General features: G+C 61.3%; 22 protein-coding genes and 1 tRNA gene. 16 read left to right on the forward strand and 7 right to left on the reverse strand.

What is annotated here, in order from left to right; all coding sequences use genetic code 11:
• Positions 1–240 precede the first annotated feature (240 nt).
• Positions 241–2,868: an ATP-dependent chaperone ClpB gene (gene clpB, locus ACGHEN_RS00950; RefSeq protein WP_390396605.1), complete on the forward strand. Its 2,628-nt coding sequence runs from the start codon at positions 241–243 to the stop codon at positions 2,866–2,868.
• A gap of 132 nt (positions 2,869–3,000) precedes the next feature.
• Positions 3,001–3,195 carry a hypothetical protein gene (locus tag ACGHEN_RS00955; protein WP_229107803.1) on the forward strand — a complete coding sequence of 65 codons (195 nt, stop codon included), beginning with the start codon at positions 3,001–3,003 and terminating at the stop codon, positions 3,193–3,195.
• A 132-nt stretch (positions 3,196–3,327) separates the two neighbouring features.
• Here the strand turns inward: ACGHEN_RS00955 and ACGHEN_RS00960 are convergent, their stop codons facing one another.
• From ACGHEN_RS00960 to ACGHEN_RS00970, 3 genes are all read right to left on the reverse strand, one after another.
• The gene (locus ACGHEN_RS00960; RefSeq protein ID WP_390396607.1) at positions 3,328–4,830 is read right to left on the reverse strand and encodes a hypothetical protein; all 1,503 of its coding nucleotides are present in this window, start codon (positions 4,828–4,830) and stop codon (positions 3,328–3,330) included.
• 236 nt (positions 4,831–5,066) lie between these two features.
• Entirely contained in the window at positions 5,067–6,074 is a 1,008-nt protein-coding gene (locus ACGHEN_RS00965; RefSeq protein WP_390396610.1) for a DUF5692 family protein, read from the reverse strand.
• Positions 6,075–6,137: 63 nt separating this feature from the next.
• On the reverse strand, positions 6,138–6,800 hold the full coding sequence (locus ACGHEN_RS00970) for a TetR/AcrR family transcriptional regulator (RefSeq protein WP_390396613.1): 663 nt from the start codon (positions 6,798–6,800) through the stop codon (positions 6,138–6,140).
• A gap of 188 nt (positions 6,801–6,988) precedes the next feature.
• Between ACGHEN_RS00970 and ACGHEN_RS00975 the strand changes: the two genes are divergently transcribed.
• The 8 genes from ACGHEN_RS00975 to tnpA all read left to right on the forward strand — a co-directional run bounded on the left by ACGHEN_RS00975 (position 6,989) and on the right by tnpA (position 14,869).
• Positions 6,989–9,766, forward strand: coding sequence for an FAD-dependent oxidoreductase (locus tag ACGHEN_RS00975; protein WP_390396616.1), 2,778 nt, complete (start codon positions 6,989–6,991; stop codon positions 9,764–9,766).
• 34 nt (positions 9,767–9,800) lie between these two features.
• Positions 9,801–10,229, forward strand: a complete 429-nt coding sequence (locus ACGHEN_RS00980) for a hydrogenase maturation nickel metallochaperone HypA (protein WP_055250791.1) — start codon at positions 9,801–9,803, stop codon at positions 10,227–10,229.
• Positions 10,230–10,634: 405 nt separating this feature from the next.
• Complete coding sequence (locus tag ACGHEN_RS00985; protein WP_152068158.1) at positions 10,635–11,624, forward strand: PTS sugar transporter subunit IIB; 990 nt, start codon at positions 10,635–10,637, stop codon at positions 11,622–11,624.
• 18 nt (positions 11,625–11,642) lie between these two features.
• Complete coding sequence (locus ACGHEN_RS00990) at positions 11,643–12,461, forward strand: PTS mannose/fructose/sorbose transporter subunit IIC (protein ID WP_035136637.1); 819 nt, start codon at positions 11,643–11,645, stop codon at positions 12,459–12,461.
• Between the two features lie 16 nt (positions 12,462–12,477).
• Positions 12,478–13,398, forward strand: coding sequence for a PTS system mannose/fructose/sorbose family transporter subunit IID (locus ACGHEN_RS00995; RefSeq protein ID WP_035136639.1), 921 nt, complete (start codon positions 12,478–12,480; stop codon positions 13,396–13,398).
• A gap of 120 nt (positions 13,399–13,518) precedes the next feature.
• Positions 13,519–13,917 carry a DUF956 family protein gene (locus tag ACGHEN_RS01000; RefSeq protein WP_217750475.1) on the forward strand — a complete coding sequence of 133 codons (399 nt, stop codon included), beginning with the start codon at positions 13,519–13,521 and terminating at the stop codon, positions 13,915–13,917.
• Between the two features lie 229 nt (positions 13,918–14,146).
• Positions 14,147–14,222 (forward strand) — tRNA-Arg (locus tag ACGHEN_RS01005).
• A 188-nt stretch (positions 14,223–14,410) separates the two neighbouring features.
• The gene (tnpA, locus tag ACGHEN_RS01010) at positions 14,411–14,869 is read left to right on the forward strand and encodes an IS200/IS605 family transposase (protein WP_055287554.1); all 459 of its coding nucleotides are present in this window, start codon (positions 14,411–14,413) and stop codon (positions 14,867–14,869) included.
• Between the two features lie 189 nt (positions 14,870–15,058).
• Here the strand turns inward: tnpA and ACGHEN_RS01015 are convergent, their stop codons facing one another.
• From ACGHEN_RS01015 to ACGHEN_RS01025, 3 genes are all read right to left on the reverse strand, one after another.
• Complete coding sequence (locus ACGHEN_RS01015) at positions 15,059–15,952, reverse strand: iron-containing alcohol dehydrogenase (RefSeq protein WP_306667647.1); 894 nt, start codon at positions 15,950–15,952, stop codon at positions 15,059–15,061.
• Positions 15,847–16,107, reverse strand: coding sequence for an iron-containing alcohol dehydrogenase (locus ACGHEN_RS01020; RefSeq protein ID WP_308196324.1), 261 nt, complete (start codon positions 16,105–16,107; stop codon positions 15,847–15,849). Before ACGHEN_RS01020 ends, ACGHEN_RS01015 begins: the two co-directional genes overlap by 106 nt.
• Positions 16,108–16,283: 176 nt before the next feature.
• A complete protein-coding gene (locus ACGHEN_RS01025) occupies positions 16,284–16,646 on the reverse strand; it encodes a hypothetical protein (RefSeq protein ID WP_217750474.1) in 363 nt (120 codons plus the stop codon).
• Between the two features lie 547 nt (positions 16,647–17,193).
• On the opposite strand from ACGHEN_RS01025, the gene ACGHEN_RS01030 reads away from it, so the two are divergent.
• Genes ACGHEN_RS01030 through ACGHEN_RS01050 form a run of 5 tightly spaced genes read left to right on the forward strand, consistent with a single transcriptional unit; the run spans position 17,194 to position 21,228 of the window.
• Positions 17,194–17,682 (forward strand): PTS system mannose/fructose/N-acetylgalactosamine-transporter subunit IIB, encoded by a 489-nt coding sequence (locus ACGHEN_RS01030; protein WP_390396623.1) that lies wholly within the window; start codon positions 17,194–17,196, stop codon positions 17,680–17,682.
• 15 nt (positions 17,683–17,697) lie between these two features.
• Positions 17,698–18,471, forward strand: coding sequence for a PTS sugar transporter subunit IIC (locus ACGHEN_RS01035; protein ID WP_118080237.1), 774 nt, complete (start codon positions 17,698–17,700; stop codon positions 18,469–18,471).
• Positions 18,464–19,324: a PTS system mannose/fructose/sorbose family transporter subunit IID gene (locus tag ACGHEN_RS01040; protein ID WP_118080239.1), complete on the forward strand. Its 861-nt coding sequence runs from the start codon at positions 18,464–18,466 to the stop codon at positions 19,322–19,324. Before ACGHEN_RS01035 ends, ACGHEN_RS01040 begins: the two co-directional genes overlap by 8 nt.
• A 33-nt stretch (positions 19,325–19,357) precedes the next feature.
• On the forward strand, positions 19,358–19,762 hold the full coding sequence (locus ACGHEN_RS01045; RefSeq protein ID WP_118080241.1) for a PTS sugar transporter subunit IIA: 405 nt from the start codon (positions 19,358–19,360) through the stop codon (positions 19,760–19,762).
• A gap of 29 nt (positions 19,763–19,791) precedes the next feature.
• Complete coding sequence (locus tag ACGHEN_RS01050; RefSeq protein WP_390396627.1) at positions 19,792–21,228, forward strand: family 43 glycosylhydrolase; 1,437 nt, start codon at positions 19,792–19,794, stop codon at positions 21,226–21,228.
• A gap of 146 nt (positions 21,229–21,374) precedes the next feature.
• Here the strand turns inward: ACGHEN_RS01050 and ACGHEN_RS01055 are convergent, their stop codons facing one another.
• Positions 21,375–21,662, reverse strand: a complete 288-nt coding sequence (locus ACGHEN_RS01055; RefSeq protein WP_217752370.1) for a hypothetical protein — start codon at positions 21,660–21,662, stop codon at positions 21,375–21,377.
• A 114-nt stretch (positions 21,663–21,776) separates the two neighbouring features.
• Between ACGHEN_RS01055 and ACGHEN_RS01060 the strand changes: the two genes are divergently transcribed.
• On the forward strand, positions 21,777–24,530 hold the full coding sequence (locus ACGHEN_RS01060; RefSeq protein WP_195568643.1) for a PRD domain-containing protein: 2,754 nt from the start codon (positions 21,777–21,779) through the stop codon (positions 24,528–24,530).
• The last annotated feature ends 148 nt before the right edge of the window (positions 24,531–24,678 follow it).

Raw genomic sequence — 24,678 nt, forward strand, 5'->3', positions numbered from 1 at the left:
CATTTCATCTCGATCTGTAACATTTAGAGCTATAAACAGCCGCTAGATGTTACAGATTGAGATAGTAAGGGGACGAGGCCGTAGCGGGTGAGCGCACCTGCCCCCTATCTTTCAATCACTCAGAAAATCTTATATATAGAGACTTAGATTTGTGTATAAGATCGCGCAAAGCTGGCAACAATACATCTCGAACAACGTGAAGCCGCCCCGTAGGGCGGCCACCCCAAGAGAGGTGATTCCATGAGAATCGATAAGCTAGCAATGACGTCGCGCGAGGCGCTGCAGACCGCCATGAGCACGGCTGCCGACGCGCAGGCCGGCGCGGTGGAGCCGATTCACCTGCTGTCTGCCCTGCTCGGTGCCGGCGAGCGCAATATCTCCGTGATCATCGAGCGCATCGGTGCCGACCCGGCTCAGCTCGCACGCTCCACGCAGGATGCCATCGACCATGCGCCTAAGGTTTCGGGCGAGGGCCAGCAGATGGGTCTTTCCAATGAGCTCGTCCGCGTCATCGAGAAGGCCGAGAAGAAGGCCACCAAGATGGGCGACAGCTTTGTGGTGACCGAGCATCTGCTGATGGCACTTGCCGAGGACAAGGGTGAGGCCGGCCGCGTTCTGCGCGACGCCGGCGTGACCAAGGAGCGCATCGAGCAAGTCTACGAGGAGCTGCGTGGCGATGACCGCGTGACGTCTGCCGAGGACAAGACCCAGTTTGAGGCGCTGGAGCAGTACGGCCGCAATATCTGCGACCTTGCCCGTGCCGGCAAGCTCGACCCGGTCATCGGCCGTACCGACGAGATCCGTCGTACCATCCAGGTCCTGTCCCGTCGCACCAAGAACAACCCCGTGCTCATCGGCGAGCCGGGCGTCGGCAAGACGGCCATCGTCGAGGGTATCGCCCAGCGTATCGTGGCCGGCGACGTTCCGAGCACCCTGCGTGACCGCGACCTCATCGAGCTTGACATGAGCGCGCTGGTCGCCGGTGCCAAGTACCGCGGCGAGTTCGAGGACCGCTTGAAGGCCGTGCTCAAGGAGGTACAGAAGTCCGAGGGCAAGGTCATCCTGTTCATCGATGAGCTCCACACCATCGTGGGCGCGGGTGCCACTGAGGGCTCCATGGACGCCGGTAACATCCTCAAGCCGGCGCTCGCCCGTGGCGACCTGCATGCGATCGGCGCGACCACGCTCGACGAATACCGCAAGTACATCGAGAAGGACGCGGCGCTCGCGCGTCGTTTCCAGACCGTTATGGTGAGCGAGCCTACCGTCGAGGACACCATCTCGATCCTGCGTGGCCTCAAGGAGAAGTACGAGATCTTCCACGGCGTGCACATCACCGATAGCGCGCTCGTGGCCGCCGCCGACCTCTCCGATCGCTATATCGCCGACCGCTTCCTGCCCGACAAGGCCATCGACCTGGTCGATGAGGCGGCAAGCCGTCTGCGCATGGAGCTCGACAGCATGCCGGTCGAGATTGACGCCACCACGCGTCAGCTCACCCAGCTGCAGATCGAGGAGCAGGCGCTCATGAAGGAGACCGACGATGCCTCCAAGGAGCGTCTGGAGGCTCTGCGCCAGGAGATTGCCGAGGTCCAGGAAAAACTCAACGTGCAAAAGGCTGGCTGGCTCAACCAGAAGAACGCCATCGACCACGTGCAGGAGCTCAAGGGCCAGCTTGACGAGGCCAGGAGCGAAGAGGAGCGCGCGACGCGCAACGGCGATTTGGGTCGTGCGTCCGAGCTGCGCTACTCCGTGATTCCGGGCCTGCAGCAGCAGATTCAGGATTCCGAGGCCGCGCTCGAGGCGCAAAAGCAGCAGGACGGCGAGGGCCTCAATGAACAGGTGACCTCCGATGAGATCGCCGAGGTCGTGAGCGCCTGGACCGGCGTGCCCGTGTCCAAGATGATGCAGGGCGAGCTCGACAAGCTGAAGGGCTTGGAGGGCGAGCTGCATAAGCGCGTCATCGGCCAGGACGAGGCCGTCTCCGCCGTCGCCGCAGCTGTGCGCCGCAGCCGTGCGGGCCTCTCCGATCCGGACAAGCCCATCGGCAGCTTCTTCTTCCTGGGCCCCACCGGCGTGGGCAAGACCGAGCTCGCCAAGGCGCTTGCCGAGTGCCTGTTCGATGACGAGCGCGCGCTCGTGCGTATCGACATGTCCGAGTACATGGAGAAGTTCAGCGTCCAGCGTCTGATCGGTGCGCCCCCGGGATACGTGGGCTACGACGAGGGCGGCCAGCTCACCGAGGCCGTGCGCCGTCGTCCGTACTCCGTAATCTTGCTCGACGAGATGGAGAAGGCCCATCCGGATGTCTTCAACGTGCTGCTGCAGGTGCTCGACGACGGCCGCCTGACCGATGGCCAGGGTCGCCAGGTGTCCTTCAAGAACACGATTATCATCATGACGTCCAACGTGGGCTCCAAGGCCATCGCCGATCTGTCCGGTAAGGACGAGGAGGAGATGCGCCATCAGGTCGACGCCGCCATGGCTCAGACCTTCCGCCCCGAGTTCCTCAACCGTATCGACGATATCGTGGTGTTCCATCCGCTCGGCATGGCGCAGATCGAAAGGATCGTCGACATCCAGCTTGCCGACGTCCGCGCACGTCTGGCCAAGGAGCGTATGACGCTTGCCATCACCCCGGCGGCCAAGCAGATGCTCGCCGTGGGCGGCCTGGACCCGGTCTTTGGCGCCCGTCCGCTCAAGCGTCTGGTGCAGCGCGAGGTCGTGGATGCCATCGCCGCCGCTATCATCGACGGCACGGTGCGCGAGGGCGATCAGGTGACGGTCGATGTCGACAAGGACGGCGGCTTTACCGTCGTGTGCGACAATACGCCGGCGGCCACCTACGAGGTCCCCGACGCCGAGTAGATTTTGGGCCATGCCTTAAAATCTGCCTTTTGAGCCGAACGCCAAGGGCGGCGGATCCGATTGGGTCCGCCGCCCTTTTTCGTGCGACAATCGATGGTGTTGAACGTGAGCACATGGCAAGGAGCTATGCAGATGAAAGACGAGAACAAGACGAACGCACCGGTGGCTGAGGCGGCGCCCGCCGCACCGAAGACTCCGCCTAAACCGGCGCCCAAGCCGCGCGACCCCTATATCCGTGCCGAGAACGAGGACGATGACGGTTACGATCCCTACAGCGATCGCCGCCCCGAGCGCGAGCCAATGTTCGAAGCCGATCCGTGGCGCTGAGTGCCACCCAAAAGGTCACCAATAAGTTGCGGTGAAATAGGGACTGTTTTGCGGTTTGACCAGCAAAAACAATCCCTATTTCACCGCAACTGCGTTAGGGATGTGGTTGTTGGGCGGCTGTCTTCGGGCCGACTAGTCCTGGGCTTTGATGCTCGGCAGGAGAATCTGGGCGAGGTAGTCGGTCTCGAGTTTGGTCGCGGCGTCTGCCTTGCCGTCTTTACCGACCAGGTCGTTCTTAATCTGGCTATAGGTGTAGCGGTTGCCGGTCGTAAGCTCGACAAGCTCAATGGCCGTGTCCATGGGGTAGGTCGACACAGGGTCCTGCGTGCGTCCATTAACGGTTTGCGGAATCACGTACGGATAGACGGGGCCGCTGGCGTAGACGGTGTAGCCGTTGCCCAGGCTGACCGTGCCCAAAACCGTATCGCCGTCATCGGGGGTAAAGGTCTCGCCGTCGCGCACTGCGACAAGCGTCACGAGCGGTGTGTTGGTGTCGCTGTCCAGATAAATGCACAGCGTGCTGCCGTTTTGCCAGGTTGCGACCTTGCCATACCACTCAACCGGAATATCGAGCTGATACAGGTTCGTCGCCTTGTGCCGAGCGTCGGCATCGCGGGCGGACTGAGCCTCGCTTGCGCTTACGGCGTTGGCGGCGGCATCGCGGCGCGTAATTGCCGCCTGCTGGAGTATCTTTGCCGCGGCGGCAGAGCTTGCGCCCCCTTCCTCGGCATACTTGGCGGCGGCATCGATCTGGTCGTCAGTCACCGTGTCGGCCGAAGGTACCTTGAGCTTAAAGGTGGCTTGAGCGCGCAGATCCTGCCCATCGCTCTTAATGGTGACCTGCGCCTTGGTGGTCGGGACGGTGTAGATGGTGCCGTCTTCCGCGATGGGGGATCCAGCAATGGAGAGCGTGTAATCGCCGGGCAGCAGCTTAATGCCGCGACCGTGCTCGTCAACGTAGAGCGTTTCGCTCACAGAGGAGCCGTCGGAGTCCTGGCCACTCACCTGCACGGGGATCTTTGAGCCGGTGGAGCAGTCGAGCCCCGCGGCATGTACGCCAATTTGCACCGACATCATCGTGTGCGCACTGGCGGCGACAGCGGCAGCCTGCTCTTGCTGATATCCGTTCCAGGCAGCATAGCCTGCGTCGCCGGCGACGAGCGCGACGGCCACAACGCCGGCAACCATCAGGTTGCGGCGCCTGGGCGACATCTTACGATGACGAACCTCGGCTTCGCGTGCCGAAGGAACGGACGGTAGGGGAATATCGCCCATGGCGATGGTCTCGTCCACGGCAGGCGCAGAGCCTAAGCCAGGGAGCTCGCGGGTCAGCGAATCTTCGGCCGGCAAGTTGTCGAGCAAGATGGTTTCCTCGCTCGTGTCGGATCCGGGCTGGCCGTCGGCCTCGCATTCGGATTCCTCGTGCCCCGCCTCGTCTTCGGCGGGCGCGGCGCCATCGTCTTTTGCATCCCGATCATCGGGCTGCGCCTCGATTTCCGGCTTATCCTGCACATCAACGCTCGAATCGTCAAACGCAATCTCGGCCAGCGCAATCCGGTCTAGGCTCTCCAGGGCCTCGGCACACGCTTCTGCATCTTGGACCGCGTCCTCTTGGCCCGTCGTCTCATCTTTCATATATCCCCCAAGCTCAATATCGGGACAACACTGTACCCAAAAACGGGACCCTATAGAGCCGCCGCATGATTTGAAATCCGATTTTATATATGCGCATGTTTTTGAATAGATGAATAGAGGCGCAATGACAAAAGCCCCCGAAAAGCGAGCGAAACGCTTTCCGGGGGCTCTGCGAGACATTGGATGAAAAACCTGGCGGGCGGGCCTATGCCCAGGCGCCAACAGCGACCAACATGTTACTCGGCGTGCGCGTAATCAACCTTGGCGCGGCGAGCGGTAGCCTTCTCCCAATCGCTGGTGCCCTCAAAGACATCCTGCTTGTAGGGATTGCGGCCGAGCTTCTTGGCACGGTAGGCGATGTAGATGATTGCGGCGACGTTGGCGATCAGCGCGGCGACCGAGACCGCGGTAGCGGCGCCGGGGTCGAGCGTGGAGTGGGTCACAAAGATGGACTCCTCCTGGAAGTACGGGAACACCTGGGCAAACATGCACCAAATGGCCAGCGTGAAGGCGCGGTTCTGGATCCAGCCGCCCTTGTTCCAGATAAAGGCGGCGACGGTGGGCGCCAGCAGCACCGCAAAGCCGCAGAACCAGGAGTGGGTGGGCAGGCAGTTGTAGGTGTAGCAGAAGTTCCAGATATCGTAGGCGATGATGTAGACCCAGGTCATGTCGGGCCACAGCATATCGGTCTGATCCTCGGAGGCGTAGACGCTCCACCAACCGGTCATGCAGAAGATGTTGATGATGCCGGCGATGCCGTTGAACACGTTGTTCCAGCCGGCCAGCTGCGTAGCACCTTCGGAGGTGACCCAGGTGGATTCGCCCAGGACAAAGAAGTGATAGGCGCTCTCAAAGTCGGACACGACGGCGATCATGATGTTGATGGCGACGATCACAAACGGCCATGCGCGGAACCAATGCGCCTTGCCGATCTTGCCCCACTGGTACTTAATGGCAATGAAGCCCCAGCAACCGGCCAGCGCCGCGTATACCTTGGCGTAGTGGAACCAGCTGTTCTGGTACACATGGGTGGGGTTGGTGAGCGCCCACTCGGCACCCTGCGAAACGCCCACGGCGATGGCGACGCAGTAGATGGTCATGGCCAGCGGAGCCACGCCAAAGATGATTGCCGCGCCCAGCTTGGTGCGGCGGCCGACCTCGTTGAGCACGATCAGGCCAATAAAGACCATGGCCCAGCCAGCCCAGTGGATAAGGGTATCGCTACCCCAAACGTCGAACAGCATGCTGCTCTCCATTCACACGCCCGCGGCCCCTCTTCTGATCGCGGGCAGTTTGGCCAAATGTCGTCAGTTCTGGGGCTTGCGCTCCGGATACTTGGCGGTATAGCCCTCGATGTGGAGTGTCGAGGCGATGATTTCCTTGACCGTCTCGTCGGGCACATCGGGGTGTGTGCGGATATACATCAACAACCCCATGATGAGGGTGTAGAACGTCTCGTAGACATGGTCGATGCGTAGCTCATGATGGGCGACAAAATCCACCACGGTGGTGTCGCAGATATACTGCGCCACGCGCTGGACCACGTTGTGCAAAAAGCCGCCGTAGAGCGCACCGCTGCTCGAGGTGAGCGTGCTCGGCAGCTCGTGGCCGCTCACGACCAGACGCTTAAAGAGCGGGGCGACGGTGTCGAGCGCGCCTTCGATATCACCGACGGTGCGGCCGGCGTTCCACCGCTCGAGCTCGGAGATAAAACCGTCGATTGCCTCGTCCATGACAGCGGTGACGGCGGCGTCCATATCAGCAAAGTAGTGGTAGAACAATGAGCGCGTGCAGCCGGCTCGCTTGGTCACGGCCGATACCGAAAGATGAGACACGCCCAGCTCGGAGCTCACGGTGCGCACGGCGGCGAGGATCTCGCGACGGCGTTCGTCGCCCGTCAAGCGCTTTGCCGCGCTATCGGATGCGGGGACGGCATCGACCACAGAGGTATCTGCTGTGTTGTCGCCCATGTTTTGCCGCCTTTCATCCTCTTTTGCCTGACCGTTCACCTAACAGTCTTGAATATTGTTGACGGTTCGTCAATACTATTTTTGACACAATGTCAACAATGGCGGGTGAACGGCATGGGGCATGCCCGACCTGCAAAAAAAGAGGGGCGCTGCGGCCTCGTCGGGCTGCGGCAAGAGAAGGGACAACCATGATTCTCAACGGACCGGGAATTAGCTACACCGAGCCCGATATCGGTTCGGAGTTCGTGCCGCCGCTGCCGGAGCATCCGCGCGAGGCAATTGTCAAGCTGTGCGAGCACTGCACCAACCGTCTGCTGCATCGCGACGAGCTGCTGGGCTACGAGTACTGGTCGTTTGCCGAGGCCGCGACCGACGAGCAGGCCGAGGTGCTCTGCAAGATGAAGATGCGCCGTCCCTACACGCTGCCCGAGATGGTCAAGCTCACCGGCATGCCCGAGGCCCAGATCGAGAAGATGCTCGACGACATGAGCTACACGGGTCTGCTCGAGTACAACTGGGAAAACCCCGAGCGCGCCAAGCAGTGGGTGCTGCCCATGCTGGTACCGGGTTCCGCCGAGTTCCTCAACATGCGCGTGAGCCAGCTCGAAGAGCACCCGGTCTACGCCAAGTTCTTTGAGCAGGCGTCCAAGGGACCGCTGTCCAAGGCCACGCCGATGGTGCCGCCCGGAGGCGCCGGCATCGGCATGCATGTCATTCCGGTCGAGAAGGCCATTGATGCCACGAGCACCTCGGTGCCGATCGAGCATATCGAGCATTGGCTCGACAAATACGAGGGTAAGTATGCCGCCAGCACCTGTAGCTGCCGCGCGAGCCGTCGCGTGATGGGCGAGGGCTGCGCCGACGACCCCGCCGACTGGTGCATCGCCGTGGGCGATATGGCCGACTACGTGGTTGAGACCGACCGCGGCCACTATGTGACGCGCGAGGAGGTTTACGACATCCTGCGCCAGGCCGAGGACAACGGCTTTGTGCACCAGATCACCAATATCGACGGTGAGAACAAGATCTTCGCCATCTGCAACTGCAACGTCAACGTGTGCTATGCCCTGCGCACCTCTCAGCTGTTCAACACGCCCAACCTGTCGCGCTCGGCCTATGTCGCCAAGGTCGAGAAGGACAAGTGCGTGGCCTGCGGTCGCTGCGTTGAGGTGTGTCCGGCCGGCGCCGCCAAGCTGGGCCAGAAGCTCTGCAGCAAAAAGGCCGGCGGACAGGTGCCCGAGTATCCGCGCCAGGAGCTGCCCGACGCCACCAAGTGGGACCACACCAAGTGGTCGCCCAACTACCGCAACGACAACCGCATCGAGACGCATGAGTCCGGCACCGCGCCCTGCAAGACGGCCTGCCCCGCGCATGTCGCCGTTCAGGGCTATTTGAAGCTCGCGGCTCAGGGCCGCTATGACGAGGCGCTGGCGCTCATCAAGCGTGAGAACCCGCTGCCCGCTATCTGCGGCCGCGTGTGCAACCGCCGCTGTGAGGATGCCTGCACCCGCGGCCGTGTGGACGCCGCCGTGGCTATCGACGAGGTCAAGAAGTTCATCGCCCAGCGCGATCTTGATGCCGCGACCCGCTATGTCCCACCCGTGGTGACCCCGACGCGTGCCGGCGGCTTCGACCAGAAGATCGCCATCATCGGTGCCGGTCCGGCAGGTCTGTCCTGTGCCTTCTATCTGGCCGAGAAGGGCTACAAGCCCGTCGTGTTCGAGAAAAACGAGCGCCCGGGCGGTATGCTCACCTACGGCATTCCCAGCTTTAAGCTGCAGAAGGATGTTATCGAGGCCGAGGTCGAGGTCATTCGCCTGATGGGCGCCGAGTTCCGCTATGGCGTGGAGGTCGGTCGCGACGTGACGCTCGACGAGCTGCGCGAGCAGGGTTTTAAGGCCTTTTATGTTGCCATCGGCTGCCAGGGCGGCCGCTTCGCCGGTATTCCGGGCGAGGATGCCGAGGACGTGACCGTGGCCGTCGACTTTTTGCGCGAGGTCAACAGTGGCAAGATCGACGCGCTGCCCGGCCGCACCATCGTGGTGGGCGGCGGCAACGTGGCCATCGACGTCGCGCGCAACGCCTGCCGTCTGGGTTCCGAGCACGTTGAGATGTTCTGCCTGGAGAGCGAGGCCCAGATGCCCGCCAGCGAGGAGGAGCGTCGCGAGGCCGTTGAGGACGGCGCTCACATCAGCTGCGGCTGGGGCCCCAAGGAGGTTCACCTGGACGAGGCCGGTCGTGTGTGCGGTATCACCTTCAAGCGCTGCACGCGTGTCTTTGACGACGAGGGCCGGTTTGCGCCCGAGTACGACGAGAACGATCTGCGCCGCGTCGATGCCGACCGCGTGGTCATGTCGATTGGCCAGTCCATTGTGTGGGGCGACCTGCTGGCTGGCTCCAAGGTGGAGCTCGGCCGCGGCCAGGGTGCTCTTGCCGACCCCCAGACCTATCAGACCGCTGAGCCCGACATCTTTGTGGGCGGCGACGTCTACACCGGTCCGAGCTTTGCCATCGACGCCATCGCCGCCGGTCACGAGGCCGCCGTGTCCATCCATCGCTTTGTGCAGCCGGGATCCACGCTCACCATCGGCCGCAACCAGCGCCACTACACCGCGCTCGACCGCGACGATGTCGTGATCGAGAGCTACGACAACGCGAGCCGCGAGGTGGCGCATGTCGACCGCGAGCGCGAGAAGGCTGCACCCTTTAGCGAGTACGTCGAGACCTTTACCGAGGAGCAGGTGCGCGCCGAGACCGCCCGCTGCCTGGGCTGCGGTGCCTCGATCGTCGATCCCAACAAGTGCATCGGCTGCGGCCTGTGCACCACCAAGTGCGCGTTCGATGCCATCCGCCTGGATCGCGATCGCCCCGAGTGCTCCACGATGGTCAAATACGAGCAAAAGCTCCCAAGCCTCGGCAAGTACGCGCTCAAGCGTGCCATCAAGATTAAATTCGGTCGCAAGTAAGTAGTCATAACGGGAACGGCGGAAGGAATTAAAAGTGCACGAGCTCGGAATCGTTTACCACATCATTCGCGATGTCGAGAACGTGGCGCGCGCCAATGGCGTGAGTCGCGTTTCGAGCGTCACGCTGCTGCTGGGCGAGGTCTCGGGCGTCGTTCCCGACTTGCTGCTCGACGCTTGGCGCTGGGCGGCAGATAAAAAGCCCATCGCGCAGGGCGCGGAGCTTATTGTGGAGCCTGTCGAGGCCGTGACGCATTGCGAGGCGTGCGGCCGCGACTATGCGACAGTCGAGCACGGCAAGACCTGCCCTCATTGCGGCAGCGGCGAGACATACCTGCTGCAGGGCCAGGAGGTCATGATTAAGCAGATTGAGACCCCCGACGAGGAACCGGCAGACGCTGCCCCCGACGGCCCTTCCGACGTCCTCGACGCCGTCGATGCCGCCCACCCCCTCCACATCGTCTAGGATTCCCTATAAGTTGCGGTGAAATAGTTCCTAAATCCAGCCTTCTGGCTCTTAAACAAGAACTATTCCACCGCAACTTTTTTGAGTGGTTTCGTAGATCATAAGTCGCGCAAATAGTCAAGTCATACCTGTTTGAACAATGTAGCGGCAGTACAAGCGCATTCGCGCTTGCCTAAAATCGATATTAATGAACAGTCTGCTTGTATCTGTAAAATGCGTGGCTTGATGAGCGACGCCTTGGCGGGTAATGAGTCGAAAAGCAGCAACGTAACCAACTTGTAACAAACTTAGACGTTTAAACAAATAATCCAACCTTTTGCGGATTTAGCTATAATTCCACAAACCAAACAGGTATACTCCTTTCATGTCGTGTAGGAATTACGTAGACAAAAAGGAGGTTATGTGATGGTAAGTATTGTTCTTGCTAGCCACGGGGACTTGGCAGCTGGAATCAAGCAGACGGGCTCGATGGTCTTTGGCGATCAGCCGTCTGTGGCCGTGGTCTCGCTCGAGCCGAGCATGGGCCCCGACGACTTCCGTGCTAAGGTCGAGGAAGCAATCGCTTCCTTCGAGGACCAGGAGCAGGTGCTCTTCCTCGTTGATCTGTGGGGCGGCACGCCGTTCAACCAGATTAGCGGGCTCATCGAGGGCCATGATTCCTGGGCTATCGTCACCGGTGTCAACCTGCCTATGCTCATCGAGGCATATTCGCAGCGCTTTGATGCAAAGAACACTGCACATGCGATCGCAAAACATCTCGTGACTGAGGCTAAGGCTGGCGTGCGCGTCAAGCCCGAGTCTCTGGAGCCCGAGGAGAAGAAGCCGGCTACGGCCGCCGCTGCTCCTGCAGGCGCCATCCCTCCGGGAACGGTCATCGGCGACGGGCACATCAAGATTGCCCACGTCCGTATCGACACCCGTCTGCTGCATGGTCAGGTGGCCACCACGTGGACCAAGCAGATCAACCCCAACCGCATCATCGTGGTTTCCGACGGCGTTGCTCACGACGAGCTCCGCAAGACCATGATCGAGCAGGCTGCCCCTCCGGGAGTCCATGCCAACGTCGTGCCTATCAAGAAGATGGCCGAGGTCGTCAAGGACACGCGTTTTGGTGACACCAAGGCCATGCTGCTCTTCGAGAACCCGCAGGATCTGCTCAAGGCCATCGAGGCCGGCGTCGACATCAAGGAAGTCAACATCGGTTCCATGGCTCACTCCAAGGGCAAGGTCGTCGTCACCAACGCCGTCGCTATGGGCGATGACGACGTTAAGACCCTCGAGGCCCTCAAGGCCAAGGGCGTCAAGTTCGAGGTCCGCAAGGTTCCTTCGGATGCCTCCGAGGATCTCGACGCCATGTTGAAGAAAGCTAAGGCCGAACTGGCCGCTCAAGCATAGTAAAGGAGGGTCCGATACATGTCTGCAATCACTATTCTGCTTGTTGCGATTGTCGCGTTGCTTGCCGGTATGGAAGGCATTCTGGATGAGTTCCAGTTCCATCAGCCGCTCGTGGCATGCACGCTTATCGGTCTCGTAACCGGTCACCTTCAGGAGGGCATCCTCCTGGGCGGTTCGCTCCAGATGATGGCCCTTGGCTGGGCTAACGTCGGCGCCGCCGTCGCGCCTGACGCCGCTCTGGCCTCGGTCGCTTCTTCGATCATCATGGTGCTCGCCCTCAACGGCGGCGCCACTGATTCGGCCAAGGCCGTTACCGCGGCCATCGCCGTCGCCGTCCCGCTGTCGGTCGCTGGTCTGTTCCTGACCATGATCTGCCGTACCATTGCTACCGCTATCGCTCACGCCATGGACGGTTGCGCCGAGAAGGGCGACTTCTCCGGCATCGAGCGCTGGCAGTACGCTGCCATCCTCATGCAGGGCCTTCGTATCGCCATCCCGGCAGTACTTCTGTGCGTTATCCCGGCCGAGGCTGTTACCAACGCGCTTAACGCTATGCCCGACTGGCTGTCCGGCGGCATGGCCGTCGGCGGCGGCATGGTCGCTTCCGTCGGTTACGCCATGGTCATCAACATGATGGCCACCAAGGAGACCTGGCCGTTCTTCATCCTCGGCTTTGTCCTTGCTGCCATCCCTCAGCTCACGCTGATCGCCCTTGGCCTCATCGGCATCTCCCTTGCCCTCATCTACCTTGGCCTTAAGGATCTGGCCAAGCAGGGTGGCGGCACGGGCGGTGGCTCCGGCGACCCGCTCGGCGACATTCTGAACGATTACGAGTAGGAGGGGAGTGATACATATGGCAGAGAACAAGATTCAGCTCACCAAGGCTGACCGTAAGAAGGTTTGCTTCCGTCATCAGTTCCTTCAGGGCTCGTGGAACTACGAGCGTATGCAGAACGGCGGCTGGTGCTTCGCAATGATCCCTGCGATCAAGAAGCTCTACACCAGCAAGGATGACCAGATTGCCGCGCTTAAGCGCCACCTGGAGTTCTATAACACCCACCCCTATGTTTCCGCCCCCGTCATTGGCGTTACCCTCGCCCTCGAGGAGGAGCGCGCCAACGGTGCTCCGATCGATGACGTCGCCATCCAGGGCGTCAAGGTCGGTATGATGGGCCCGCTCGCCGGCGTCGGTGACCCCGTCTTCTGGTTCACCCTTCGCCCGATTCTGGGCGCTCTGGGCGCTTCCCTGGCCATGTCCGGCAGCATCGTCGGTCCGTTGCTGTTCTTCTTCGCGTGGAACATCATCCGTTACGCTTTCCTGTGGTACACACAGGAGTTTGGCTACAAGGTCGGCTCCTCTATCGCCAAGGACCTCTCCGGCGGTCTGATGGGCAAGGTCACCGAGGGCGCTTCCATCCTGGGTATGTTCATCATCGGCGCCCTGGTCGAGCGCTGGGTGTCCATTTCCTTCACCCCGATCGTCTCCACGGTCAAGCAGTCTGCTGGCGCCTTTATCGACTGGGCTAGCCTGCCTTCCGGTTCCGAGGGTATCAAGGAAGCGCTGACGATGTACAACTCCGTCGGTGCTACCGCCCTTGATCAGATGAAGGTCACCACGCTCCAGGGTAACCTCGATCAGCTCATCCCCGGCCTTGCCGCCGTGTGCCTGACCCTGCTGGTCTGCAAGCTCCTCAAGAAGAAGGTTAGCCCGATCGTCATCATCCTGGCTCTCTTCGCCGTCGGCATCATCGGTCGCTTCTGCGGCTTCATGTAAGCACGCTTCGGCTTAAGACCGAGAGTTGCTAGGTAAGGGCTTTTGAGCCATTGAAACGGACCGCACCCGGTGGGTACACTGGATGCGGTCCGATTGTTTTTATTGGAGGGCGAGGCGCGTATGGCGCAATCTCAGAACAGCACGGTCGATCTGGCAACGCCGGCAACCTGCCTGATGGGGCTTACCAGCCACGGTAACGTCATGGTGGGCAATAAGGCGTTTGAGTACTATAACGAGCGCAATCCCGAGGATTATATTCAAATCCCGTGGGACGAGGTCGACTATATCGCCGCCGAGGTTTTGCGCGGCACCAAGAAGATCACGCGTTTTGCCATCTTCACCAAGGACAACGGCCACTTTACGTTTTCGACGCGCGACGATAAAGAGACGCTTCGCGCGGTCCGTAAGTACGTCGACGAGGATAAGCTCGTGCGTTCGCCTGACTTTATCGATGTGACGGCTAAGGGCGCCAAGAGCATCCCCGCTGCCATCAAGAGCCTTTTCCACAGAGACAGCTAATCGTTGGCGATAGATGGCGGAAAATGCATCCCGGAATTTGTTCTCATTCCGGGATGCATTTTCCTTTTGAGGGCCAGTTGGGAAAGCTTGTCCCATTATTTCGCGTTATTCCGGGTTATTCTTTCCGATATTGAGGATTGCCCTCGGAAACTATTCGCTATAGAGCCTTCTCGATGAGTGGCCATGCGCTACATGGCAAAGGGGTAAATCTGCTACACTAGTACAACATGCCTCCGTAGCTCAGGGGATAGAGCACCGCTCTCCTAAAGCGGGTGTCGACGGTTCGAATCCGCCCGGGGGCACCAGGGAATATGACGGCGTCGCGGGAGCGGCGCCGTTTCTGGTTCAAGACTTTAGTCCGCTGGCCGCGCAGCGGCCAGCTTTAAACCACCCGCTACGCGGGTGGAGACAAACGGCTTTACAAAGCCACCCCTCCGACCGATATTGACGATTGTTCAGGCCGTCAAGAATTCGAGTCGAAGGGGTGGTCGCCATGGCCCAGAAGGCCTACAGCCTTTCCCACACGAAGTGGATGTGCAAGTACCACATCGTGTTCACGCCGAAGTATAGGCGCAAAGTGATCTACAACCAAATCAGGAGCGACATAGGGGAGATCCTCAGGAAGCTGTGCGAGTACAAGGGGATCGAGATAATCGAGGGGCACCTGATGCCCGACCACGTGCACGTGCTGCTGGCGATCCCGCCGAAGTACAGCGTCGCGAGCGTCATGGGCTACCTGAAGGGGAAGAGCTCGCTGATGATATTCGACAGGCACGCCAACCTCAAGTACAAGTTCGGCAACAGGAAGTTCTGGGCGGAGGGCTACTACGTGTCCACCGTCGGCCTGAACGAGGCGACGATCGCCAAGTACATCAGGGAGCAGGAGTCCCACGACATCGCGCTGGACAAGCTGAGCGTGAAGGAGTACGAGGACCCCTTCAAGAGGGGGTGATGCTGCCGGTTCGACCGGCGCGCCACGGGTCAAGATGCACTAGGCCTGGACGAAGTCCGGGCCCGCGCCTTTAGACGCGAGCCCGGGGCCCGTGGGTTATACCCTAAGAGCAAACCACCCTTTTTAAGGGTGGTTCTGATTTGCGGGGGCCGCCGTGCTGCTCGCCCGTGGGGGACTGGCATCTGTTTCCTAGAGTGCGCTGCGGTAAATCTTTCTCGCGTTGTCCAGCGTGAGCTTCCTGAAGCTGCCGAAGAGCTCTCCGCGGTTGATCTTGAGGCCCGGAATCATCTTTTCGATATCGTCCTCGGTGACTCCGAACTCCGATAGCGCGCGCGGCATTCCCAGCGAGACGAAGAAATCCTGCAGCTCGTCGATGGTCGCTTCGACCGCGTACTCGATTGCCTGCTCGGGGGTTACCTCCACATCGAGCTCGTCCGCGTCCGAATCGATGGGTTCGATGCCAAGGGCCTGGGCGCTGAACTCCAGGAAGCGCTCAGGGTGCTCTCGCCATACGTAGCGCATCCAGGCGGGGAAGATGACGGCGAGGCCGGCGCCGTGCGTGATCTTGGTGTCCAGTGCGGATAACTCGTGCTCAAGGCCGCGGCAGGTCCAATCGCCGTCGCGCAGGGCGTTATGGGCGAGCGTACCCACCCACATGATCTCGGCGCGGGCGTCGTAGTCATCGGGGTTCTCCATCACCTTGGGCGCCGCCTCCCTCGCGGCGCGCACTAGCCCGCAGGCGATGTTGTCGGTTACGCCCACGGCGGGCTCGCCGGAGAAGAGTCGCTCCATGATATGGGCGATCATGTCGGTCACTCCCGCGGCGGTCTGGCAGGCGGGCAGGCTGAAGGTCAGCTCCGGGTCGAGGAAGGCGATGGCCGGGCGGTTGAGGTCCGTGTTAATGCTGCATTTGAGGTGCTCCTCGTCGTTGCTGATAACGCAGGAGTTAGATGCCTCGGAACCGGATGCGGGGATGGTCACCACGCAGGCGACGTCGATGCGGTCGGCGGGAACGGCGCGCTTGCGGAAGAAGTCCCATACGTCGCCGTCGTATACCGCCCCAGTGCGATGGCCTTCGCGCAGTCCATGACGGAGCCGCCGCCCACGGGCAGGATGATGTCGGCGTCGTTTGCCCGTGCGAGCTCGACGCCTTCTCGTGCCAAGCCTATTTCGGGGTTTGGACGCACCCCTCCAAGCCCGATGTGCTCCACGCCCGCGGCATCGAGCGATGCCCTCACGCGGACGAGCGTTCCGCAGCGAACTGCGGAACCCCTGCCGTAGACAATGAGCGCTCAGCGGTAGCCGGAGGCGGACAGAGTCCCCCAACCTTGTCGGTCGCTTTTCGCCCAAAGACAAAGCGGGTGGGGGAGTAGAAAGAGAAATCGTTCATGGAGCTCCAATCTGGCGTTTCGCCCTACATGCGCGGAGGAGTTTTTCGGGCGCATCGCCTGCGTTCGCGTCGCAATCTCGGCGGCGCGGTGCGGTCCGTGGATTCCATCGTATCGCCCGCGGCACCCCTTACCGACGATTGAGGCGAGTCTGCATTTCGCGGCGCGACGTCCACCTGGCGGACGATATCCGTTCGCGACACGTGGCCGTCCCGGTCGCAATAGCGTATGCGCACCGGGTTGCCGAGATGGGCCTGCGACCCCTTCTCCTGATGCGAGCGCGCGAGACGGGCGAGCAGCGGCGCGAGCACCTGCTCGACCGTCTCCTCCCGATACCACGCCGCCACGGGCAACCCGTTCACGTCAAACCCGTACGTTCGCCATGCCATTCGCCTCGCCGCCTTCGCCGAACGAAACCGCGTATCCAGACCGCCGGTCCCCCACCCAGCACTTCGACGAGCCTTCGCGCTCACTTCTGCGGTCGGGATGCGCCCGCGAGGCGCTCGGCAGGCAGCGCCATTTCCGCTCGCTGTGTCGAGCGCGAGTGTCGAGAAGTCGCCATATGCCACTCAGATGTAGCATGGAGTGCCGAAGCGCACGCGCCCGTGACGAAACACTGGCGCCAACCCGTTCCGCGCACCACCCCGCCCGTAAGGTGTGTGGCGAAAGGAGGACCAGCCGCATGAACATCCCCGAGACACAGAGCCTACCTCGATCGCATTCCGCACGAGCTTCTCTGACATTTCCGCCCATTACCACGTGGAGGTCCCCGTCGCGGAGATCGCCTACGCATACGACTACATCAATTCCCGGCATGCCCCGCGCAGGCAGGCCACGCTGAACGACGGGTCCGCGGCCCGGCAGGACGAATGACGCGCTTCGGCACAGGCCATGCCGAAACGCGTCACGCAAGCAAAGGAAGGAAGCCAACATCACATGAGCATCATCGCAGCACGCATCGACAACCGCCTGCTACACGGCATAGTGGCAACCCAGTGGGTACCCGAGTTCCGTCCGCAGCGTCTCATGGTCATCGATGACATCGTCGCCAACGACCCGACCAAGAAGGCCGCCATGCGGATGGCAAAGCCCTCGGGAGTCGCCCTCTCCATTATCAACAAGGAGACGGCTCTCACGAACTATCGGGCGGGCAAGTACGACGACCACACGGTCTTCATCGTGGCGCGAGACCCCCAGACCATCCTCGACGTCATACAGACGGGCCAGGTTATTCCCACACTCGTGGTCGGAGGCACAGTCTTTCCCGAAGAGGGGTCAGACGCCGTCCAGGTGAGCAGTCGCGCCTACGTCACCAAAGACGAGCTGCCCGCATATCGAGCGATTGCTGGCACCGGCTGCGACATCACCGTTCGCTATGTGCCGGCCGACAAGCCCGTAGAGCTCTCCAGCATCATCACGCTTTAGCAAGGGAGTGAACTTATGACACCATCCATCATCCAGATAGCCGTCGTTACACTCATCGCCTTCATCTACGGAGCCGAGAAGAACGCGGGACAAATTCTCACGAACATGTCCGTCACGCCAGCATGGTTCGTCGGACTTGCGCTCGGCGACCCCGTAACCGGCCTCGCCGTCGGCGCCATCGTCCAACTCATGAGCCTGGGCGTGGCGGCCATGGGAGGAGCCTCCGTCCCCGACTATCCCACTGCCGCCATCATTGGCGCCGTCGTTGCCATCACCTCGGGTCAGGAGGCGAGCGTCGGCGTTGCCGCCGGAATCGCAGTCGGCATGCTCGGCCTTCAGCTCGACGTCATCGCCAAGACGGCAAACGGCTTCCTCGGGCGTACCTCGCAGCGCTTTGCCGAAGAGGGCAAGTACTCGCAGATGAAGAGCGTACTTTTCCTCGGTCCGGTCTTCTATGGCCTTACGGCGGCCATCCCCACGTTTGCCGTACTGCTCTTTGGCGCCGATGCCGTCAACGCTTTCCTCTCCGTCATGCCCTCCTGGTTCACGACCGGCCTCTCCATCGCCGCCGGTATCCTCCCCGTCGTCGGCCTTGCGATGCTTCTGTCCTTCATGCCAATGAAGAAATTCATCGCCTACGCCATCGTTGGCTTCGTTCTGGCCGCCTACCTGCAGATAAGCATTCTCCCCATTGCCCTGCTCGGTGCCGCCGCGGCCATCGAGTACTACAAGTCGCACAGCAATCCGTCCGTAAACGCCCTCGACGCTGGAGGTCTGGAAGATGAGTAACGAAGTTAACGCCACCAAGGCAAACGAAGCGCCAACCCGCCTGGCAGACGGAACGTACCAGCCAGTCCTCACCGTTTCCGATCTCGACCGTTGCGGCCGCCGCTGGATGCTCGGCGCGTCCATCTATAACTATGAGTCCCAGTGTGCCCCGGCGGTCATGTTCGCAACCGAACCCGCCCTGCGCAAGATCTATGCAGGAGACGAGGAGGGCTACCGCAGGTCACTTCTGAGCACCTATCGCTATTACAATGCGACTCCCCAGGTAAGCGGCCTGCTCCTCGGCGCCGGCCTAGCCTTGGAGGACAAGGGGCACAATGACGCCATCGACGCGGTCCAAGACCTTAAGATTGGCCTCATGGGCTCCCTCTCAGGAGTCGGCGATACGATCTTCGCCATCCTCATTCCCACCATCTTCGGCTCCATCGCCGCCTACATGGGACAGGCGGGAAACCCCGTCGGCGTGCTTCTCTGGCTCGCCGTCGCCATCGCCATCTTCGTATGGAAGCTCTTTGACTGGCGCATAGGCTATAAGTTCGGCGACAAGCTCTTCACGACCCTTGCCGAGAAGATGTCCGTTTTCACCGAGTCGACGTCGGCACTTGGCATGATGGTCGTCGGTGCGCTCATCCCCACCGTCATCAAGGTCTCGTGTGGTCTCACGTTCACCATGGGTGACGTCACGCTCGACGTCCAGACGGGCATCCTCGACCAAATCATGGTCGGCATGCTGCCCGTAATAGCCACAGCCATCGTCTACGCCCTCGTCAAGCGCAAGGTCAGCATCAACAAGATTGTCCTCGGCATCCTCATCATCTCGTGGGTGTGCGCGGCTTTCGGCATTCTTGCTGCCTAGCCTAGGGCTAGACCAACCCACAAAGGACGCATTATGAGGCACATCATCATTGCATCGCACTACGGCCTGGCAGCCGGACTCGGAGACACGCTCAAGGCCATCATAGGACCGGGGCACGACATCAGGGTTGTCTGCGCGTTTACAGACGAAACCCCGCTCGAGGAGAAGCTCGCCAGCGCATTCGAGGGCATCGCCGAAGATGACGAGACCCTCGTTCTCACCGACATCCTTCAGGGCAGCGTAAACCAGCTCGTAGCCTGCTCGGCTCCGCGAGGCGCGTTCATAGTGACCGGCGTAAACCTTCCCGTGGCCCTCGAGCTCTCGCTCCACGCCGGACAGCTTACTCCCGATGTGGTGAGGCATGTCGTCACCCAAGCCAAAGAGCAGCTCGTCTACCTCGGAGATCTTACTCCGGACGTTGACGAAGAAGACGAATAGGAAAGACGCGACAGTAAGGAGGACGAGACATGCGCAAAGTCCCGACCAATAACCAGCACCTGTTCTACCAACCGAAGGACGTGTGGGTGGGAGACGTCATGCCCTTCGGCAAGGACGGCACGTTCTATCTATACCACCAGCGTGACACGCGCGACCCCGCTCCGCTTGCCGAAGGACAGCCCTTTGGGTGGTCGCTCGCGACCACCCAGGACTTCGTGACGTACCAGGAACACGGAACGGCGATCCCCCACGGCGGAGAAGACGACCAAGACCAGTTCATCTACGCCGGAACCGTTTACGAGGCAAAAGGGGAGGTACGCGCTTTCTATACCGGGTTCAACCGCAACTACCTGCGAGAAGGCAAAACGTCCCAGGTGCTCATGCAGGCGAAGGCCTGCTCGGATGATTATGCGACGTGGAAAAAGACGGGCGTTGCAGTAGAGCTCACGCCTCAGCCAGGATACGATGGGCGCAACTGGCGCGACCCTTTCGTAATATGGGATGACGACCGGAAGGAATACCTCCTCGTACTGGGCACGCGTAAGGGAGACGACCCCTCCAAAACCCTCCAAACTGGCAGGCTCGTTCACTTTACGTCGAAGGACCTCGAGCACTGGCAGTTCAAGGGCGACTTCTGGGCCCCCGGCCTCTACACCATGTTCGAAATGCCAGACATTTTTAAAATTGGCGATTGGTGGTACCTGGTCTACTCTGAGTACAGCGACGAGAACAAGATCGTCTACCGCATGAGCCGCGATCTCTACGGTCCGTGGGAGAAGCCGAGAGATGACGCCTTCGACGGGAGGGCGTATTACGCCGGACGGACCGCCTTCGACGGATCGCGCAGGATTCTGTCCGGCTGGGTCCCCACGCGCGAGAACGACGATGACCGGGCCAACTGGCTTTGGGGTGGCTCGTTTATGCCCCATGAGGTGTACCAGCGCCCCAATGGCACCCTCGGCGTTCGCCCTCCCCAAAGCATAAAGGATGCGTTCGAGTGCCCTGATGCCGTCCCGGATATCGAGCTTCGCGGAGACCACGAACGAACGGAGTGCGTAATCACCGAAAACGCAGGCGAGATCTTCTGCTTCGAGGCAGACGTGACGTTCAGGGACGCTTGCGACTTCTCAATTCGAGCCTACAAGAATCTCGAGACCGACGAGTCGTACGAATACCGCTTCGACCTCGACGCGAATCGGCTCTCGTTCGACAAGAGCCCCTGTTACAAGTGGTTCCGCGTAATGGATAAGGGGCTTTGGAGGCCAGTCTGGCTCGAGTCCGGGCGTTCTTACCACCTGCAGTTCATCGTTGACGACAACATCCTCGTCCTCTACCTCGACGGTACCGCACTCACGACACGCGTCTGCGAGAAGTTCGGCCACTCGCTTGCTGTTACGGTAACGAATGGCGAACTCAAACTGTCCAACATAGCCTTGGCGAAGGGGCTGCGCGAACAGGAAAAGTAAGCCAGTGAACCTCGTCACCACAGCGACTCCCCCAGCAAAACACGCGAACAACGGGTCCGGCCGCATTCCGGCGACCGGACTCGTCCTGTGCCCTGATGGCACATGGCCCCGGGCTGCCGACAGCGAGGCGGCCTTAGGGGCCTCGCCTACAGATTCCTGAGTGCGTCGACGAGGGAGACCTTGCCCGCGGTGACCTCGTCGGCCTGCTTGATGACCTTTGCGGGCACGACGGCCACCACAGCGCCGGCGGCAGAGTCGATTCGAGCGATGTGGTCAGAGACGGAGCGAACGGCGAGCCGCTTGCCGACAGGGAGGCAGTCAAAGGTGGCAAAGCGCACTCCTACGGTTGGGATACGCCCGTGAGGCGCTCGGCGGACAGCGCTGTTGCCGCTCGCTGTGTCGAGCGCAGGTGTCGAGAAGTCGCCATATGTCACTACAGATGTATCATGGAGTGCCGAAGTTCACGTGCCCGTGACAAAACGCGGGCGCCAACCCGTCCCGAGCACCACCCCGCCCGTAAGGTGTGGGACGAAAGGAGGACCAGCCGCATGAACATCCCCGAGACACAGAAAGACCTGCTTGCCTACCTCGATCGCATCACGCGCGAGCTTGGCAGCACGCGGGGCGGGCGCATCCAGAACCGTCTCGACCACTTCACCACGGCATCTATAACCGACTCGCTCGCCATCTCGCGCAGCCTGGCAAGTCAGTATCTCAACGAGCTCGTGCGCGCTGGCCTCGTGGTGAAAGCAGGGGCACGACCGGTGTGCTACTTCCACCGCCGCTCCCTCGAACGCTTCTTCCAGTCTCGCATTGAGCGTAGCACCTACCCTTCGGTCGAGCAGCTCTTCGCCACGCTCGGAAACGGCGAGCGACTCGACTTCGACCGCGCAATCGGTCACGAGCTGAGCCTTGCGCCCTGCATCAGCCAGCTCTGCGCCGCGCTCAAGTACCCGCCAGCTGGCCTGCCCATCCTGCTCTGTGGCGCCTCGGGAACCGGCAAGGGTCTACTCGCCGAACTTGCCCTCGAATACGGCAAGAACGTCGGCGTCCTGCAGCAGGAAGCCAAGCTTGTGAGCATCGACTGCTCGCATTACGCAGACGATGCCCGCGCGCTCACTCACGACCTGTGCGCAGATGGCGGGCCTGCAGATCGGGCGAGCGGCGGCATCGTTTATCTCAAGGACGTCGACGCCCTCTCACCCGCTGCCCAGGACGCGCTCTTGGAGTGGGCCTCCGCACAGGCGGGCGCCATTGTGCCAGCCCCTGCTGTGCGCCTTATCTTTGCCACCTCAAACGAGGCAGACAGTACCGAGTGCCGCAGCCTCACGCGTCGCATCCCCATGTCCGCCCAGGTGCCGTCTCTGCGCGAGCGCACCCAGGAGGAGCGTGAGGAACTGACTCTCCACTTCCTCAAGGAGGAGGGCCGACGCATAGGACGCGACATCCTCATAAGTCGCGGAGCCTTCCGAGCCCTCGCCGGCACCAACTTCGAGGAGAACGTACGCGGCCTGCGCGACTGCATCACCAACTGTTGCGCCGAGGCCTATCTAGACACGAAGGGTGACAGCCTGGAGATTCGCACCTACCAGCTTCCCTCCGCAATCCTTGCCGGCTCCGCACTCGAGCGCAGCGAGAACGACATGCAGCTCATCGACACCACCCGGAGCATCCAAAGCCAGGCGGACGACCGCGCACGGCATGTACTCGACGCCATGCTGGAGCCATACGAGAGCTATCGCGAAGGCACGCTTGATGGGGGCGCGTGCAGCGCTCAGCTGGTGGAGCGAGCCCGCGACCTCGAGGACTACCTGGCGTTCGGGCAAAACCCGGGCCGCTCGAAGTCCGATGCATACGAGCAGATCGCCGACAGCGTCGTCACTTCCGTGAACGAACTCTACTCGATCGATTTGTCCCGAAAGAGCTCGCATCTAATCGCCCAGGGCATCTGCCTCCAGCTGTGGCCGCCCGCAAGCCTCTCGCGCTGGAAGAGCTCCCATGCAAGCGAGCTTTCCGGCATGCGCGGCGTCGTGGCCCAGCGCAACCGCTTTGCCGTTACTGTCTGCGCCTGCATCGCTGATGAACTCAAGGCCACGCTCGGCATCGCACTCGACGATCTCACGTGTCTGCTCGTCCTTGCGCATGCGGCACTCGCACTCGACCCGTCTAAGCGTCGTCGGAGCGTCGGTATCGTCCTCAGTCATGGCTACTCGACCGCCACGAGCATCGCCGACGCCGCCAATCGGATTCTTGACACGAGGGTCTTCGAGGCCATCGACATGCCCTACGACCAGAAGGTTACGGACGTCGCTGTTCCTCTTCAGCAAATCATCGACCGCTTCTCCTACGCAGACGAGGTCGTCATCCTCGTGGACATGGGATCGCTCCAGGATATTTATAAGAGTCTGGAATCCACCTCCGGCATGACGCTCGGCATCATCAACAACGCCTCTACCGGCCTTGCGGTGGAGGTTGGCGCCGGACTTATCGCGGGTCGCTCCGTGCGAGAGGTTCTCGACGATGCTGCGGCAGCTTGCACCTGTAATTATCACATCGTGGCGCGCAACGCCCGACCGGACGCGATTGTCTTCTGCTCCGAAGGCGGACTTGACGCAGCTGCGCGGATCCGCGATCTCGTGGCGCAGAGCCTGCCTGGCGAGTCCCCCGCGCGGCTTGTCGCCGTTGACTGGCGGCAGCTCGCCAATAACGGATCTGAGGATGCCGCCTTCTCCCAGTACAACGTGCGCTCGGTCATCGGCACGGACAATCCGCACGCCGACGGAGTCCCGTTCATTTCGCTCGAGGAACTCATCGCCGGCGAAGGAACGGCCCAGATAGACCGCGCCTTCGCACGCTTGCTCGACGCTGACAGCTTGCGCACGTTCCACCAGAATCTCGTCAAGAACATGACCCTCAGGAACGTGGTCGAGTCCATCACAATCCTTAACCCCAACAAGCTCTTCGGCGAAATCGAGAGTGCCGCAGAGCGGCTCCAGCAGCTCACCGGAGACGTGATTGGCGCTCGTGTGAGCATGGGGCTCTACGTGCACCTGTGTTGTCTCGTGGAGCGCCTCGTGACCAGAAGCCCCATCGAGAACTACGCAGACGAGCAGCGCTTCGCCAATGAACACAACGATTTCGTCGAGGCATTCCGCACGAGCTTCTCTGACATTTCCGCCCATTACCACGTGGAGGTCCCCGTCACGGAGATCGCCTACGCATACGACTACATCAATTCCCGGCATGCCCCGCGCAGGCAGGCCACGCCGAACGATGGGCCCGCGGCTCAGCAGGACGAGTGACGCGCCTCGCAAGCAAAGGAAGGAAGCCAACATCACACGAGCATCATCGATCGCTGCGTGCAAGGCGGCGGGCCTCACCGTGTTCGCCAAGCGCGAGGAGCGTTTTGGTTTTTCGCAAGCAAATGCGGACGAAATCAGCGACCAGATT

The organism is Collinsella sp. i06-0019-1H4 (assembly GCF_042849575.1).
Lineage (GTDB): Bacteria > Actinomycetota > Coriobacteriia > Coriobacteriales > Coriobacteriaceae > Collinsella.